This is a genomic window from Sporosarcina luteola (genome assembly GCF_023715585.1).
In the GTDB taxonomy this organism is placed as follows: Bacteria; Bacillota; Bacilli; order Bacillales_A; family Planococcaceae; genus Sporosarcina; species Sporosarcina luteola_D.
The window spans coordinates 1,042,659-1,059,366 of the sequence record NZ_JAMBOK010000001.1; the positions used below are offsets into that span (position 1 = coordinate 1,042,659).

The window sequence follows — 16,708 nt, forward strand, 5'->3', positions numbered from 1 at the left end:
ACAGTTTGCACTGGTCCAAGCGGCAGCTCGCGGGGTGAACTTCAACAGCGTTTCGCCTATCCGCGCTCTCAGTCAAGGCGCCGATTTCCTGTCGGTTTCATACTGTCTACTTTTCCCGGTCATAGCCATTCGAAAGTTATATACACTTTTACTATACCAGATTTCGTTTTGTTCATCAACACCGATATCATTGTTTTCCGTACGTATAAAGCAGGATTCCCGCGGCAATGGCGACATTCAAAGATTCGGCCTTGCCATACAGCGGAATTTTCACGACTGCATCGGCTTTCGATAAATAATCGGCGGCAACTCCGCTTCCTTCATTTCCAACAATAAGTGCAAATTCACTCAACGGATTTACAGTGAAATGATCGACCGCATTGTGCAAACCTGTTCCGATGACTTTAATGCCTGCCGACTTTGCCCGGTCGATCCATTCGCCGAGTTCCCCTCTCACGACAGGGATATGGAAATGCGAGCCTTGAGCAGAACGAACCGTCTTAGGGTTGAATGGATCCGCCGAGCCTTTTCCAAGAATTACGGCATCCATACCAGCCGCATCCGCTGTCCGGATCATCGTCCCGACGTTTCCGGGATCCTGCACGGCATCGATAAGTAGAATCTTTTTCCAGCTATCAGCTTCTTCGTCTACTAGTTCCGGTTGGCGGCAATGGGCGAAGATTCCTTGTGACTGCTCTGTCTCTACCAGTTCTTTTGCGACCGCCTTTGTCACTTGAATCATTTGGAGATTATCGGTTTTCCAACCGGCAGGCAGCTCCAAATCCTCCCTGACAATCAAATGAAGGATTGTTCCTTCCTTCTTCAATGCTTCTTCGACGAGATGGAAGCCTTCAACGAGGAATTCTTCAGATTTGTCGCGATCTTTCTTAGAGGTGACAAGCTTTTTCCAATGTTTTACGAGCGCATTTTGTGTCGATTCGATTCTTTTCATGTATTGTGCGACATCCTTTTTCTTCTAGTGTAACAAATGTCCGTATAGTTGGCGATCATTGTGTCCAAAATGATATCAGGAGGATGATATGATGAATTTTCAAATTCGTGACGCCATCACCGCTAATATGACAAATAACTCCGCGACTGATATTCGGAGCGTTGTTGAGGATGCATTACAGCGAGGCGAAGAACATTTATTGCCAGGTCTAGGTGTATTTTTTGAAAAACTGTGGGTCAATGCCGATGAACAGGAAAAATCGAAAATCAGCGGCGAACTTGCCCAGGCGTTCTCTGCGGGTTCCTAAAAACGTTAAAAGCCACCCATTGGAGTGGCTTTTTACGTTGGTGCCTATAGCAATGCAGCCAAAACAGCTTTTTGTGCGTGCAAACGATTCTCTGCCTGCTGAAAAACATACGAATTTGGACCGTCAATGACGGAAGTTGCAACCTCTTCTTCGCGGTGGGCGGGTAAGCAATGTAAAAACATATAGTCTTTCTTTGCATTTGCAACTAGCTGATCGTTTATCTGAAACCCTTTGAATGCTTCGAGACGCGCAGCAGCCTCTTCCTCCTGCCCCATGCTCGCCCAGACATCCGTATAGACGACATCTGCGTTACTCACCGCTTCAACAGGATTATATGTCTGCATGACAGATCCGCCATTTGCCGAGGCGATTATTTCTGCTTTCTCAAAGAGATCCGAGTTGAACTCATACCCTTTAGGCGTTGCGACCGCCACATGCATCCCCATACTTGCCGCACCGATGACCAGCGAATGGGCCACATTATTTCCGTCGCCTACATACGCGAGTTTCTTGCCGGCAATAGACCCCTTCACTTCAATCATCGTCAATAAATCCGCAAGTGCCTGGCATGGATGGTACATATCCGTCAGTCCGTTAATGACGGGAATTGATGAATGTTTCGCCAGCTCCTCTACCATTTCATGTGAATTTGCACGGATCATAACAGCGTCCAAGTACCCGGATAATACTTTTCCGGTATCATGCACCGATTCTCCACGTCCGATTTGAAGATCATTGGCATTCATATACATCGCATGGCCGCCAAGCTGCACCATGCCGACTTCGAATGAAATCCTAGTACGTGTGGAATGTTTTTCGAAGATCATGCCGAGTGTCTTCCCTTGCAGTATGGGGGGAATTTTCCCTGCAATTGCTTCTTTCTTCATTACCAGCGCTTTTTGCAATAAATAATCGATTTCTTCACTCGTATAATCCAATAACGTCAACAGATCACGGCCTTTTAGCTGACCTTCAATTTTTTTCGCTGTTTTTAATGTGGATATATGCATTTTCACCAAAATGATCATCTCCATCCTGAATATGGTTTGTACGTTCCATTATATGTCTGCATAATTATAAAGTCAATTGAATTATTATGAGCAAATGAAAAATAGGTAGTCAGTCAGAAGTATGCTTTATTATTGGTTTTTTATTCATTGAATAAGAATTTACCAATATTCATTTATACATGAATCAATGCATAAAAAAAAGACCATGCCTGTTGCAGGCACGATCTTTTCTAGGTTATTTATTCAAAAATGATTTTATCAACTGTGTCGCGGTCGAGCTTCTTAATTACTTCCACAATCAGTTTAACCGCGTTTTCGTAATCATCCCGGTGCAGCATCGCAGCATGGGAATGAATGTAGCGAGTTGCGACGCAAATAGCAAGAGACGGCACGCCGTTTCCGCTAACGTGGATGGAACCTGCATCTGTTCCCCCGCCCGGAATCGCCTCGAATTGGTATGGGATGCCGTGTTCTTCTGCTGTATCGACGACTAGATCACGCAAACCTTTATGGGAGACCATCGATGCATCATAGAGAAGGATTTGAGGGCCGTCGCCCATTTTGCTTGTCGATTCCTTTGACGTGACGCCAGGCGTATCTCCCGCAACGCCTACGTCAACTGCGAAGCCGATATCCGGCTTCACTTTTGCAGCAGCCGTTTTTGCACCGCGCAAGCCGATTTCCTCTTGCACCGCACCGACGCCAAATACGATATTCGGGTGATTTTCACCTTTCAGCGCTTTTAGAACATCGATTGCAATTGCACAGCCAATTCGGTTATCCCACGCTTTCGCAAGCAAGTATTTATCATTGTTCATGACCGTGAATTCGAAATACGGGACGACCATATCGCCAGGCAGAACGCCCCATTCCATCGCTTCTTTCTTCGATTCAGCTCCGATATCGATGAACATGTCTTTAATGTCCACCGGCTTTTTCCGGGCTTCCGGAGAAAGGATGTGCGGGGGCTTCGATCCGATGATGCCCGTCACTGTGTCCCCTTTACGCGTAACAATCGTCACTCGTTGGGCAAGCATGACTTGCGACCACCATCCGCCGACCGGTTGGAAGGAAATGAATCCTTTATCGTCAATTTTCGTTACCATGAAGCCAACTTCATCCAAGTGGCCCGCCACCATAACTTTCGGTCCATTTGCATCACCGCTTTTTTTGGCAATCAAAGATCCGAGTCCATCGTATTCAATTTCATCAGCGTATGGCTCGATATATTTCTTCATGACTTCACGCGGTTCACGTTCATTGCCGGGAATCCCCTTCGCGTCCGTCAACTCTTTCAGCATAAGTAACGTATCATCCATCTTCGACATTTATTTCGACCTCCTAATAAAAAACTTCAAATTCAGTATAGATGAAAGATAGCAACAATGGAAGTGCTTTCACAATCACAATATTTCTTTGCGAAGCTGTCCTGCACTCTTCGGAGAAAGCAGTCCTGGGGCGACGTCAAACACGGTTTTTGCGCCTATATCCCCTTTTTCATTCAACCTGTAAGCCGCCCTCGCATAAGCGACGAGTACGCTGGATGTGAATTCAGGATTGCTGTCCAATTTTAATGAAAACTCCATAACCTGATTGTTCGCAGCGCCGGTTTTCCCGCTGCGGATGACAAAACCGCCGTGAGGCATTGCGCTATGGTCTTCTTTCAATTGCTGCTCAGTAATGAAATGGACTGTCGTATCATAATCTGTAAAGTAATTGGGCATCGTCACGATCGCTTGCTCCACCTCGGCTGCGTCGGCACCTTCTTCCAATACAACATAGCATTCACGTGTATGCTTGTCGCGCGTCGTCAGTTCGGGCTGTGATCCGTTGCGCACCTGTTCGACTGCCGATTCAACAGGAATCGTATATTGAACTGCCCCTTTGACCCCCTCGATCCTCCTGACAGCATCCGAATGTCCTTGGCTCAACCCTTTCCCCCAGAATGTATAGGTTGCACCCTCAGGAAGAATCGATTCTCCGTAAAGTCTGTTGATAGAAAATAGTCCTGGATCCCATCCTACGGAAATGATAGCCGTTTTACCATTCGGTCTAGCGGATTCATCTACCGCTTCAAAGTATTCGGGAATTTTTGCATGTGTATCAAAGCTATCGACCGTATTGAACAGCTTCGAAAGCGCAGGTCCTTGTTCAGGAAGATCATCTTTCGAACCCCCACATAAGATCAGTACGTCAATATCATCCACATATTCTTCGATTTCATTCAAACGCAAAACAGGTGCTCCGCTATTCACTTTCAAATTTCCCGGTTCTCTACGGGTGAATACGCCGACGAGCTCAAGATCATCGCTTTGAGCAATTGCCGACTCGACCCCTTTGCCCAAATTTCCGTATCCGGCGATGCCAATTCTGATTTTCGTGTCCACTATGACCATCCCTCTCTTTGCAAGTATTCTCTCATTTTATCGTTTCGCCACAATTTTGGCTAATTATTCTTTTGTTCACAAGCTGTCCTTTTGCCTATTCCGGCATCCATGGTAAAGTAGAATCTGAGTCAATTTTATGAAATGAGGATTCCAGATGCGTGCTTTCGTTTATATAATCGTCTTTTTTTCCTTCTTTGATTTATTTTCACAACTGCCTATCATGAGCCCTTTTGCTTTGTCCTTAGGCGCTTCATCATTCATGACGGGTTTGGCTGTCGGAATGTATTCATTTTCTAATACAATCGGGAATGTCATTTCCGGATTTATGACAGACCGAAGAGGACCGTTCGTCATTCTGCTTATTGGATTATTTGCATCGGGTATTTCCCTGCTTCTTTATTCCTTCGTAATAGGACCAGGTTCCCTTCTCGGGATTCGCTTCGTCCATGGCTTCATGGAAGGGCTAATCGTTCCTGCCGCCTTTACATTCCTCGCCAATCGTGCCGAAGAGTCAAAACGAGGCCGAAGTGTAGCCATTTCAGGCGCCTTTGTAGGAATGGCGGCAATCATCGGTCCTGCCTACAGCGGCATTGTCGCTTCAAAAACGGGTGCTCCATTCATTATGACAGTTAACGGCGTCATTATGTTCATCCTTGCGATCGCTGCATTTTTTGTTCTGCGATCTGTTTCATTTAAAAAAAAGCAAAGGACAAAAGAAGAAGCAAAGCATTTCAGAGTCCGGTATTTGTTCAAGCATCCCGGCATGGTCCGTGCTTTCGCAGGCGCGTTTTTCCTTATGTTTTCACAAGGTGTGTTGGCTTTAGTCTTGCCATTGAAAGTCGAGGCGCTCGGATTTGATACAAAAGCGACGGGCATGCTGCTCAGCACGTTCGGCGTCGTCGCCATCCTGATATTCCTGCTGCCGATCAACCGTATTTTCGATAAAGTGCGTCCGATGCTCACATTGGCTTTCGGCATCTCGATGATGGGGGTAAGCATGATTTTCCTTAGTCAAGTTTCGGAATTGCAGCTCCTGTATTTGGCAATGGCATTGTACGGAATAGGTTTTGCATTTCTATTCCCTTCCATTAATTCTTTGCTCATCGATTCTTCATCACCGGAATTCCGTGGGAAGGCTTACGGCTATTTCTACGCATTCTTTTCCATCGGGGTCGTCGCAGGCTCAAGTCTCATCGGCTATTTGGATTTGACATTCAAGGGCGGGTTCATGCTCACTGGCATCATCCTAGTATGCGTCGCCGTTTATACGATCCTCGGAATGAAAAAGAGTCTGCTATTGACAGAGGAGCCTTGATAGGTTAAAGTCTTACACGAAATGAATAACCCTGTTCGGGAGAGGTTCATAGCGACCCTCTATAAAAAACTATGGATGACGGAATTTTCGCCATGTCCATTTACGCGACATGGCTTTTTTTGTTCTCTATGGCCCCTCCCTGACAACTATAATCATGGAGGTTTTTTAATTGGCTGGAAGAGATGAAAACACATTAACGGATTTAACTTTGCTAGGGAATCAAAATACAAGATACGCCTATGAGTATGACCCTACCATTTTGGAATCCGTCGATAATATGCATACGGAACGGGATTTCTTCGTCAAATTCAACTGCCCCGAATTCACATCACTTTGTCCGATGACAGGACAGCCGGACTTCGCAACCATGTATATCAGTTTCGTGCCGGATAAAAAATTAGTCGAAAGTAAATCTTTGAAATTGTATTTGTTCAGTTTCCGAAATCACGGAGACTTCCACGAGGACTGCGTCAACATCATCATGAATGATCTGATTAAGCTGATTGACCCACGCTATATTGAAGTATGGGGCAAGTTCACTCCGCGTGGCGGACTTTCCATCGATCCTTATTGCAATTACGGAAAGCCAGGTACGAAATACGAAAAAATGGCGGAACATCGAATGATGAACCATGACATGTATCCCGAAAAGATCGATAACCGTTGAGGGGGAAACAATGAAATGCGTTATTATTTAAGCGGGATTTTTGTCGGCCTGTTAATTTTATCGAATATCGTGGCGGTCAAATTGATGAGCATCGGCGATTGGATCGTAATACCGGCAGCTGCCATCATCTATGTTTGCACGTATCCGATATTGGATGTTTTGACGGAGGCCTATGGAAAAGACGCTGCAAGGAAGACGGTTCAGACTGGCTTCATCGCACAGCTTTTAGCAATCGCCTTTATTTGGATCGCAATTCACTTGCCGGCAGCCTCTTTCTATGAACATCAGGAAGCTTTTGAAACGATTTTCAAAGCGGGCTTCCGCGTGACAATCGCAAGCTTAGTTGCGTACCTGATCAGTCAGAACCTGGATGTCACCATTTTCGATAGATTGAAAAGAAAGCATGGCACGAAAAAGTTATGGGTTCGGAACAATGTGTCTACGATGGCGAGCCAACTCGTCGACACGACGATCTTCATTACAATCGCTTTTGCAGGAACGATGCCGATAGGTGCTTTGTTAGGAATGATCGCAAGCCAATACGTTTTCAAATTCATCATCGCCGTTTTGGATACGCCGATCGTCTATCTGCTAGTGTCTGTATGCAGGAAAAAGGAACCTGAAATTACCGGCCAAGCGATTTCAGTGCAAAACTGATTTTAAAGCATGTGTTAATGAAAACTTACCATGGAGTATTGAGAACTTCATGGCCATAAGTTTCCAATTGAAATGCATAAAAAACAGGTGAAGGAGATCATTACTGCGATCCTTCACCTGTTTTGCATTTATTCAACTCATTTAAGTAGAAAAAGCTTTGATTTCTTCCATGAATGCCTCACCGTACCGCTCGAGCTTCGCCGCCCCGACGCCGTTCACTTCAAGAAATTCTTCTTCCGTAACCGGCATTTTTGCCGCCATGTCCCGCAATGACTTATCCGAAAAGACGACGAATGGAGGGACTTCTGCCTCTTGGGCCAGCTTCATGCGAAGGGCTCTCAGCTGGTTGAATAAAGGATCGTCTTTTGCAATCTGCTTCGTTTCGACGGTACCTTTTCTAAACACCTTTATTTTACCAGTCAATACATCCTTGCCTTGTTCAGTAACATAGATGATTGGGAACTGACCGTTTTCCACGCCCAGATAGTTCTCAGAAATGATGAATTCGATAAAATCGGAAATGTCTTTCGCATTCCGTTCTTTCATCAGACCATATGTCGTCAATTTATCAAACCCGAACTCCAACACTTTTTTATTCCGTGAACCCGTAAGAACTTGCGCAATCATCGTTTTGCCGAATCGCTGCCCCATTCGTATGACGCAGGACAGCACTTTCTGCACATCTACCGTCACTTCAAAGCTCTCACGGGTGTCTGTACAGTTTGCGCAACGGCCGCAATCCTGTACATCCGTCTCCCCAAAATATGAAATGATGAACTTTTGAAGACATGATTCGGTATGGCAGTAGTCGATCATCGACTGCAGCTTCTCAAGCTCTGCGGGAATCCGATTTTGATCCTGCGATTGGTCAATGAGGAACCGTTGGGTGATGACGTCCTGCGAAGAGAATAAAACGGTGCACTCACTATCCAGTCCATCCCTTCCTGCACGGCCTGCTTCCTGATAATAACTTTCCATGTTTTTCGGCATCTGATAATGGATTACGTAACGGATGTTGCTTTTATCGATTCCCATCCCAAATGCATTCGTTGCAACCATGATCGTTGCCTCATCCATGAGGAACCGGTCCTGTTCCGCTTGCCGGACAACATCCGAGAGTCCTGCGTGATATTTCGCAACAGGGACTCCGCTTCGTTCTAGTGTGGCATGAATCTGGTCAACCGCTTTACGTGTGGCGGCATAAATGATGCCTGCCTCACCATCATTCTTTTTAACATAATCCTTGACGAACTTGTCCCTGTCCTGTCCTTTTATGACAGAAAAGGTGAGATTACTTCTCTCAAAGCCAGTCATGACTGTGTTTTCATGTTCGATATGCAATTGGCCGCAAATATCTTCCCGGACAGCAGGCGTTGCAGTTGCGGTCAAAGCTAAAACGACTGGTTTCCGTTCGAAGGAAGATATGACTTTGCTCAACATCCGGTAACTCGGCCTGAAATCATGTCCCCATTGTGAGATACAGTGTGCCTCGTCGATGGCAATCATCGGGATATCCATTTTACTGATCTGCTGAATGAATGAAGGGGATTCAAATCGCTCAGGAGCTACATAGAGCAGACGATACATTCCTTCTAGTGCATTTTCAACCGTCCCGAAGTATTCTTCCGTCGATAACGTACTATTGATGTACGCTGCTGGTATATCGATCTGATGCAAGGCGTCCACTTGGTCTTTCATCAATGAGATTAGTGGGGATACGACAAGTACTGTGCCTTCCATGACAAGCGCAGGAACTTGATAGCAGATGGATTTACCGCCACCGGTGGGCATGACGCAAAGTGTATCTTTTCCATCAAGCACATTTCGGATAGCTTTTTCTTGTCCCGTGCGGAAGGAAGAAAATCCGAAATAGGTAGATAAGACGGAGTTAATTTTTTCGATCGGACTCACCTCTCATTATCAATCAAAGAAAAAAGCACCCATTTTCGGCGCTTTCACCTTTCTTACTTCTGGAACAACCGCTCTTCATCGCGGCTATGTATTTCATTGACTACGAACCGTGCATAAAACTTCTGTAAACTGTCAAGCTGAGTTTCCATTATGCATTAGATGCTTTCTTATAGAATAACAGACATTCGTACAAGTCACCAATTGAAATACATTTATATATGTCCCAACTGGATTTCCGCTTCAGGCGGTCGCTTTCCGGGGGGCGGGCGGTGAGCCAATCACCAGCGAAGGGTTCGATTTGCCGTATTTCTGCGCTTTTTGCAGAAATTAAGGCAGCCTTCATCCTGCTCGCAACGCTTCGCTTGTGCTCGCAAACGCCGTTCTTCGTAACGGCGTTCGCTGATCCCCCCAGGAGTCGCCGCCTTCCGCTACAATCCAGAATATATACTACTCGTTTGCCTATTTACTTACAGAATTGTTTAAATGTGATTTCAGTTTTCCCAATGCGTTATGTCCCTTCTTACATGAGTAAGGAATTTTCACTTCATTCACCCATGAAATTTCCCTCTGTACTTTATTGCAATGGAATAGTCAGCTCGATATTTTCTCCAAACGGATTGAAGTAATAGCTGAAATATATTTTTGCTTTGCCTTCATATTCTTCAAATTGCGCCGTTTCAATTACGTACTCATCATCTCGTGAAATTGTGTAACCTTTAAATTCTAACGGCGTTCCATCTTCTTTCACACCATCAAATAGCCTTAAGAGACTACCTCCATTATCCCATTTCTTTACAGCAACTGATACATGATTCGACGTTACGGAAATGTCCCAATCAAAATAACCAGGCTTCGTGAGTACTTCTTTTGTGCCAAAATCAACTTCTATAAAATCCTCGCCCTTTGGAACAGCTTGAACAGCACCTATGTTAATCGTAAGTGAATCTGACTCATGAAAGTAATTGCTTTGCACATAGAGCGTAACTTTTCCGTCGCGAATATCTCCCTGCTTAGCAATGCCATTTATAATACCACCTCTTCGCTCACCACTATCTGTTATGACTGAAATATTATCAAACGCTAATAGTTGCATTGTATTCGCTTCCTCTATTTCAATGTCTATAGCCGTTTTTAATGGCGTACGGCGAATTTGTGTAATCGTAAATTTTTGACCATCAATATCTACAGTACGATTTGCAGCAATAACTTTTTCCTTTGCCATTTCATTTTGTAGTGTAAAAGGGATCTCTATTTCAATATTCCCCTTATCTACATCATGAAAGTGGAAAACGGCTCTAAAATCTTTCGAAGCATAAGCGATTGGCTCTGAAAAATTATATTCTACATAAGAAGAAATGTGTTCTTGCTGACTTGTATTCATGACAAATGAACCTGGGCCTGGTAATTCATCATCTCCTTGGAACACTTGAACTTCATTTAAATATAAATTCGTCATATCAAATAGAGCATCAGCGTCATAAAAAAGTACAAGACCCGAATGATCTGCAATTACGCCTTGCAATGTAAGCGATAGACCATTTTTAGAATTGAGGACATTAACTTCTTCATAATAATCATTGTCTACTATATCTTTCATTCCGGCATCCAGTGAAACCGCAGAGACAAGTGCTTGAAAGCCAGGTATTTTTGCAACATAACTAGCAATCGTAGGAGAAACACGAATTGTAAATAGAATACTTACGCAAAGCAAAGTAACTATGGCAACTGATAAAATGCGCTTTTTTGTTCTTTTTTCCCGCTGAACTTTACGCAAAGCATCCATACGAATTTGTTGAAGCTTCTCTTTTGGAACGTCAATCGATAGTTTACTCATAGCCAGTCCTCCTTTGCTCCAGCAGAATTTCTAAGCTTCTTTAATATGTGGTGAAGCTTAGACTTTACGGTACCCTCAGGAATTTGGTTTAGCTCAGCAATTTCTTTGTTTTTTAGTTGCTGAAAATATTTCATATAGACGAGTTGCTGCTCCGACAAAGATAATTGTTCCAGCAGTCGTTCAAAATCAGAATAGATAACCCATCCAGATAAGTGATGTTCCTTAATTGGAACGGTTGGTCGTCGTTTTCTTAAATGGTCTTTACAACAATTGATTAAAACGCGAACGAGCCATGTTCTGGCATATTCTTTCTGTTTAACGGTATGCATTTTTTTTAGTGCCTTGTACGTAAGATCCTGCATGACATCTAACGTGTCTTGATCATTTTTCATGTATGTAAAAGCCATGCGATATAAAATCTCTTCGTCCATTTCAATCAGTGAGAGTATCGCTTGATGATCCCCAAGAATTGCCCGCTGCACGATTTCAGCTTCCATCCTCCTCGCCCCCTTCCTTCATTAGACGCAACGTTTCTTAATTTCGTTCAAAAAAGTCATCATTATTTAGAAAATCATTATATGCATTACGATTATTTCAACTTAAACGACTGCTTATGCGGTATTTTTTTGCATTATTTTACAATCAATTACTTTTCCGGTTTTAAGTAATTATTAGGAGACACCGTTGATTGAAGCGGAGGGCGGCGACTCCGGCGGGAACAGCGCGAGCTGAAGACCCTGGACTGAGCGAAGCGAGGGAAGCGACTGAAGCCGTGCCCGCGGAACGCGTCTGCCTGCAGCGGAAATCAACATTTCTAAGTATATTAATTCTGCACGAAATGAAAAAAGACTGTAGACAAACACCATAACTTTTGGAGTTTATCTACAGTCTGAGCCGTCCTCAGAATGGAAAACGATTTCAAGCCTGCACACATTATTCAATTGAAATCGAAATGATACCAAAAGTATGCCAGTGTGCTTGCAAACCGCATCATTTCTACATAAACGGAGGCGAGAGGATTTGAACCCCCGCGGCGCGTGAACGCCCTAGCTGATTTCGAGTCAGCCCCCTTCAGCCAATCGAACCAAGAAGAGTTCGATTTGCCGTATTTCTGCGTCTTTTTGCAGAAATTAAGGCATCTCTCTTAAACACTTATCAAAGTAAGTTACACCTTTGCGATTCTAACATTACTCACCATTGCCAACCCGAGGACGACCATGATAATGACGAAAAAGGGAGGTCCTATATAAGGGCTCAGAAAGTATGACAATGTCAATAAAACGCCAGCTGCTGTAATCGGAAGTCCATAAAAGGACCCGTCAAACTCCTTGACATTGTAGCGAGCGAGACGGACGGCTCCAGCGGCGATGTAAAAGACTGTTGCCGCAATTCCAACCCATAGCATCGAAGATAAATCAGTCATATAGATTAGAAGCGCAGGAGCTACCCCGAATGATACAATATCACTTAAGGAATCCAGTTCTTTGCCAAACAATGATTCAGAGTGAAAGTGCCGCGCTGCCATGCCATCGAACCGGTCAAACAAAGCTGCAAGAAATATGAACACCAGGCTCATATGGCCAAGATCCCGGGCGATAAGGATAATCGCTATGATTCCAAAGCTTAAGTTTGTAATTGTAATTGCATTCGCCACTTGGCCTTTTATTTTCGTATAATCTAAGTATCTAGATAAAAACATGACGATACCTCCAGTATTGTTATCCTACTAAACTACCAATCACAAACATAGGAGACGGTTGAATTGAAAAAAATAGTATTTAAACGCTTTGTCGAATTAAGCGGACATCCCACATCTTCCACTTTATTAAAAACAATTGCCACCTCACGCCTAAGCCGGAAACTCATCAAACCGTTTGCGAAGACATACCATATTAACGAAGAGGAAGCAGAATTTCCAATCGATCAGTATGATAGCCTTCAAGCTTATTTTACGCGCAATTTGAAAAAGGGTTCACGGCCGATCGACAGACGTCCCAATACCCTAATTTCCCCGGTTGACGGTGTCGTCACGGAATTCGGAACGATTGGCATGAATCAGACGTTTATGATTAAGAACCATCTATATAGTATAAACCAGGTTTTGGGAGATGAAAAGAGAGCAATTCCATTTAAAGGTGGATTCTTTTATATTTTTTACCTCTCCCCCAGCCATTATCACCATTTCCATTATCCCTACGACGGTGAAATTGTATCGAGATATGCGCTCGGTACAACTTCCTATCCGGTAAATGATCTAGGCTTACGGTTAGGCAACCAGCCTTTTGCGACAAATTACCGAATCATTTCTGAACTGATGACGACTCATGGCAGGATGGCAATGATTAAAGTCGGGGCTCTGAACGTGAATAGCATTCATATCTTGGATTCCTCCACTTCATGTGAGAAAGGCTCAAAGTTCGGTCACTTCTCATTCGGATCAACCGTCATTTTATTCTTAGAGAATAACGGCTCTTTCCGTCCTACAATTCCGGTGAATTCCGAAGTGAAGATGGGACAATCCGTCGGGGAATGGGAGAACTAGTAATAGCTTTCACTCTATAAATGTTATTTATTAATAATCATTATAATTAACTGTGGATTTCGCCTACAGGCTATGCTATATTGAAAAATAAGGATAGTAGATTATTAATTCAAGGGGGCATTATCAATGACGAACAATGATAATCATTCTCAAAAGAAGTTGACGACCGCTGCCGGTGCACCTGTTGTGGACAACCAAAACTCGATGACTGCGGGGCCTCGTGGGCCTGTCCTGTTACAGGACGTATGGTTGATTGAAAAGCTAGCGCATTTCGACCGCGAAGTCATACCTGAACGACGCATGCATGCGAAAGGATCAGGTGCTTACGGAACTTTCACGGTGACAAATGATATCACCCAATACACAAGGGCTAAGTTATTCTCCGAGATCGGCAAAAAGACGGATATGTTCGCCCGATTTTCAACAGTTGCAGGCGAACGAGGTGCTGCTGATGCTGAACGCGACATCCGTGGATTCGCGCTTAAGTTTTATACAGAAGAAGGTAACTGGGATCTGGTCGGAAACAATACGCCCGTCTTCTTCTTTAGAGACCCCCTTCAATTCCCTGACTTGAATCATGCCGTCAAAAGGGATCCACGTACAAATATGAGAAGTGCGACAAACAACTGGGATTTCTGGACTTCCCTTCCTGAAGCATTACACCAAGTGACCATCGTCATGAGTGAACGCGGAATTCCGAAGACATATCGCCATATGCACGGCTTCGGTAGCCATACGTACAGCATGATCAATGCCAACAATGAGCGTGTGTGGGTGAAGTTCCATTTCCGTTCCCAGCAAGGGATTGAGAATTTGACGGACGAGCAGGCAACTGAATTGATCGGCACGGACCGTGAAACTCACCAACGTGATTTATTAGAAAGCATCGACAACGGCAACTTCCCTAAATGGAAAATGTATATCCAAGTGATGACAGAAGAGCAGGCATTGAATATGCCTTATAACCCGTTCGATTTGACGAAAGTCTGGTATAAAGGTGACTTCCCTCTTATCGAGGTTGGCGAATTCGAATTAAACCGTAATCCGGATAATTACTTTGCAGAAGTGGAGCAGGCCGCGTTTACACCAGCGGCGATCGTACCGGGTATCGGCTTCTCACCTGATAAAATGTTGCAGGCAAGATTATTCTCTTATGGTGATGCCCAACGGTATCGCCTCGGCGTCAACCACCATCAGATTCCGGTCAACTCTCCTAAATGCCCATTCCATAGTTTCCATCGTGATGGCGCGATGCGGGTGGACGGCAATCATGGCAGCAGAACTTCCTATGAACCGAACAGCTTCGGAGAATGGAGAGAACAGCCTGATTTCAAAGAGCCGCCGCTTAAAATCTATGACGATGCAGCGCACTGGGATTTCCGTCAGGATGACGATGATTACTTTACGCAACCGGGCAAGTTGTTTAATTTGATGAACGAGGAACAGAAGGAATTATTATTCGGTAATACCGCCCGCAACCTTGGCGACGCCCCGAATGAAATAAAATACCGCCATATCCGCCACTGTTACCAAGCGGATCCCGCTTATGGTGCAGGTGTAGCCGCTGCACTTGGCATATCAATGGACGATGTATTGGTTAAACAAGAAGTTACGAGCAATTGAAACAAAAAATGCCAACGACAGGATTTCTCCTCTCGTTGGCATTTTTCTTGCCGCAAATCAATAAATATATATGACTTGAAAATCTTCTATAGCTCCATTGAATAAATCGGCCAACCCCTCCATATCCTATGGGATAAAGTGAAACTTCAATCAGTGGGTTTTTCCACTGATTAATTGAACAAAGGCTAAGTACGCAACGTCCTGTTGCAACGCCTTTGTGACCTGCTTCATGCAGGCCCGAACCAATCGGGCATTTACTGGGTGTTGATTTCCCACTTGTGGCAAATCTTACAGCCAGTTAGTGCGGGATATACGCCAATTATGTCAGGAGTGATACATATGGAGACGGTCAAGGCGATGCCATCATCCAAGGACAGGTTATTGAATACGTGCTTTCTTCTATTTTGCCTATGCATGATCGATGCAATCTTCACTGATTTCGGCATCCGTTACGGTCATATTGAAGAAGCAAATCCATTAGTCCGTTCCCTTTATGATCTGAATATCATTGCATTCTATTTACTCAAGTCAAGTCTTCCAATTATACTCTTCCTATTTATGAAATACATGAAACCATCATTACTTGTAAAAAACTTGCTCATTGTTGCACTTATCATCTATACAATTGTAACCTTTATCCACATTTCCTGGATCATTGTCGTCACTGCATTCATTTAGCTGATGGGCTGATTGCATTGAATATATTTGCCACAATCAAACCGGTGATGAGAGCAATGACGCTCATTACAAACGGCGTCCCGCTTTCAGGGATGCCCGGGTAAATGACAAATATCGAACCGATGATCAAGCCGATAATGATTGCGAACATGGCATGAGTGAATTTATTCAATAAATAATGGATTGCCTTGCTGCTAATAATGAAGCCTACAATGACTCCAGCACCGATAACAATGATGATAGGAATATTAAAGGTGGATAGTGCGTTGATTGCCGTTGCGTAAACACCGAGCAGCAGCAAAACAAACGAACCGCTCACGCCAGGCAACAGCATGGCCATGCTTCCTGCCCACCCTGCCAAAAACAATCCGACCGTGTTCTGCAAAGTTAATGATGTAATAATTCCTGTTTCTGCGGGCTTGATGAATACGGTCGCAGCCAAAGCAGCACCGACGAGCAGCAAGAGGATGAAATGGCCGATCTTAAAGTTCTTCCTGACACCCGCCTGCCTTGAAATGTACGGCACGACACCGATAATCAGTCCCAAGAAGAAAAATTGTGTAGGTTGGGGATATTCTTTCAACAAGAAGTCGATGACCCTGCTGAAGAGCAGCAATGTCAAGCCGACCCCGATGCCTAACGGAAGTAAAAAGCCGATATGCTTTTTCCACTCCCGGCTGAAAAAGCCGCTGATTGCAAGTAATAATCGATCATATATGCCAAGAATGAACGCGATTGTCCCACCGCTCACTCCCGGAATCAAGTCGCTAATTCCCATCAGGAATCCGCGATAAATGTTTTTCCATTCCATACTGCAGTTCCTCC

17 protein-coding genes, 1 riboswitch and 1 other annotated feature (1 of these 19 running past the window's edge) are annotated in these 16,708 nt (G+C 44.2%); of the genes, 8 read left to right on the plus strand and 9 right to left on the minus strand.

Annotation, left to right across the window (positions count from 1 at the left end; genetic code table 11):
• Positions 1–132: a binding site (T-box leader), on the minus strand (it extends 97 nt beyond the left edge of the window).
• A 55-nt stretch (positions 133–187) separates the two neighbouring features.
• A complete protein-coding gene (locus M3193_RS05350) occupies positions 188–952 on the minus strand; it encodes a TrmH family RNA methyltransferase (RefSeq protein WP_251624901.1) in 765 nt (254 codons plus the stop codon).
• A gap of 91 nt (positions 953–1,043) precedes the next feature.
• Between M3193_RS05350 and sspI the strand changes: the two genes are divergently transcribed.
• Positions 1,044–1,259: a small acid-soluble spore protein SspI gene (sspI, locus tag M3193_RS05355; RefSeq protein ID WP_251624903.1), complete on the plus strand. Its 216-nt coding sequence runs from the start codon at positions 1,044–1,046 to the stop codon at positions 1,257–1,259.
• 44 nt (positions 1,260–1,303) lie between these two features.
• Here the strand turns inward: sspI and argF are convergent, their stop codons facing one another.
• The 3 genes from argF to M3193_RS05370 all read right to left on the minus strand — a co-directional run bounded on the left by argF (position 1,304) and on the right by M3193_RS05370 (position 4,656).
• Positions 1,304–2,269, minus strand: a complete 966-nt coding sequence (gene argF / locus M3193_RS05360) for an ornithine carbamoyltransferase (RefSeq protein ID WP_251627223.1) — start codon at positions 2,267–2,269, stop codon at positions 1,304–1,306.
• A gap of 239 nt (positions 2,270–2,508) precedes the next feature.
• Positions 2,509–3,597 (minus strand): M42 family metallopeptidase, encoded by a 1,089-nt coding sequence (locus M3193_RS05365; protein ID WP_251624905.1) that lies wholly within the window; start codon positions 3,595–3,597, stop codon positions 2,509–2,511.
• A 75-nt stretch (positions 3,598–3,672) separates the two neighbouring features.
• Positions 3,673–4,656: a diaminopimelate dehydrogenase gene (locus M3193_RS05370; protein ID WP_251624907.1), complete on the minus strand. Its 984-nt coding sequence runs from the start codon at positions 4,654–4,656 to the stop codon at positions 3,673–3,675.
• A gap of 154 nt (positions 4,657–4,810) precedes the next feature.
• Between M3193_RS05370 and M3193_RS05375 the strand changes: the two genes are divergently transcribed.
• From M3193_RS05375 to M3193_RS05385, 3 genes are all read left to right on the plus strand, one after another.
• Positions 4,811–5,971, plus strand: a complete 1,161-nt coding sequence (locus tag M3193_RS05375; protein WP_251624909.1) for an MFS transporter — start codon at positions 4,811–4,813, stop codon at positions 5,969–5,971.
• 35 nt (positions 5,972–6,006) lie between these two features.
• A riboswitch (PreQ1 riboswitch) is annotated at positions 6,007–6,050 on the plus strand.
• 90 nt (positions 6,051–6,140) lie between these two features.
• Positions 6,141–6,638: a preQ(1) synthase gene (gene queF / locus M3193_RS05380; protein WP_251624911.1), complete on the plus strand. Its 498-nt coding sequence runs from the start codon at positions 6,141–6,143 to the stop codon at positions 6,636–6,638.
• 15 nt (positions 6,639–6,653) lie between these two features.
• The gene (locus M3193_RS05385) at positions 6,654–7,295 is read left to right on the plus strand and encodes a queuosine precursor transporter (RefSeq protein WP_251624913.1); all 642 of its coding nucleotides are present in this window, start codon (positions 6,654–6,656) and stop codon (positions 7,293–7,295) included.
• Between the two features lie 141 nt (positions 7,296–7,436).
• Here M3193_RS05385 and recQ read toward each other — a convergent pair whose 3' ends face one another.
• The 3 genes from recQ to M3193_RS05400 all read right to left on the minus strand — a co-directional run bounded on the left by recQ (position 7,437) and on the right by M3193_RS05400 (position 11,537).
• Positions 7,437–9,206, minus strand: a complete 1,770-nt coding sequence (gene recQ, locus M3193_RS05390; RefSeq protein ID WP_251624915.1) for a DNA helicase RecQ — start codon at positions 9,204–9,206, stop codon at positions 7,437–7,439.
• Positions 9,207–9,780: 574 nt separating this feature from the next.
• Positions 9,781–11,040 carry a DUF4179 domain-containing protein gene (locus M3193_RS05395; protein ID WP_251624917.1) on the minus strand — a complete coding sequence of 420 codons (1,260 nt, stop codon included), beginning with the start codon at positions 11,038–11,040 and terminating at the stop codon, positions 9,781–9,783.
• Positions 11,037–11,537 carry a sigma-70 family RNA polymerase sigma factor gene (locus tag M3193_RS05400; RefSeq protein WP_251624919.1) on the minus strand — a complete coding sequence of 167 codons (501 nt, stop codon included), beginning with the start codon at positions 11,535–11,537 and terminating at the stop codon, positions 11,037–11,039. The genes M3193_RS05395 and M3193_RS05400 overlap by 4 nt, the downstream gene beginning before the upstream one ends.
• A 191-nt stretch (positions 11,538–11,728) precedes the next feature.
• Between M3193_RS05400 and M3193_RS05405 the strand changes: the two genes are divergently transcribed.
• The gene (locus tag M3193_RS05405; RefSeq protein WP_251624921.1) at positions 11,729–11,908 is read left to right on the plus strand and encodes a hypothetical protein; all 180 of its coding nucleotides are present in this window, start codon (positions 11,729–11,731) and stop codon (positions 11,906–11,908) included.
• Positions 11,909–12,205: 297 nt separating this feature from the next.
• Here the strand turns inward: M3193_RS05405 and pssA are convergent, their stop codons facing one another.
• On the minus strand, positions 12,206–12,739 hold the full coding sequence (gene pssA, locus M3193_RS05410) for a CDP-diacylglycerol--serine O-phosphatidyltransferase (RefSeq protein WP_251624922.1): 534 nt from the start codon (positions 12,737–12,739) through the stop codon (positions 12,206–12,208).
• A 63-nt stretch (positions 12,740–12,802) separates the two neighbouring features.
• Here pssA and asd point away from each other — a divergent pair, with 63 nt between their 5' ends.
• From asd to M3193_RS05425, 3 genes are all read left to right on the plus strand, one after another.
• Positions 12,803–13,582, plus strand: a complete 780-nt coding sequence (asd, locus tag M3193_RS05415; protein WP_251624924.1) for an archaetidylserine decarboxylase — start codon at positions 12,803–12,805, stop codon at positions 13,580–13,582.
• 126 nt (positions 13,583–13,708) lie between these two features.
• The gene (locus M3193_RS05420) at positions 13,709–15,205 is read left to right on the plus strand and encodes a catalase (protein WP_251624926.1); all 1,497 of its coding nucleotides are present in this window, start codon (positions 13,709–13,711) and stop codon (positions 15,203–15,205) included.
• A 339-nt stretch (positions 15,206–15,544) separates the two neighbouring features.
• A complete protein-coding gene (locus M3193_RS05425) occupies positions 15,545–15,883 on the plus strand; it encodes a DUF5658 family protein (RefSeq protein ID WP_251624928.1) in 339 nt (112 codons plus the stop codon).
• Here M3193_RS05425 and M3193_RS05430 read toward each other — a convergent pair.
• The gene (locus tag M3193_RS05430; RefSeq protein ID WP_251624930.1) at positions 15,876–16,694 is read right to left on the minus strand and encodes a DUF368 domain-containing protein; all 819 of its coding nucleotides are present in this window, start codon (positions 16,692–16,694) and stop codon (positions 15,876–15,878) included. The two genes, M3193_RS05425 and M3193_RS05430, sit on opposite strands and share 8 nt — an antisense overlap.
• Positions 16,695–16,708 lie beyond the last annotated feature (14 nt).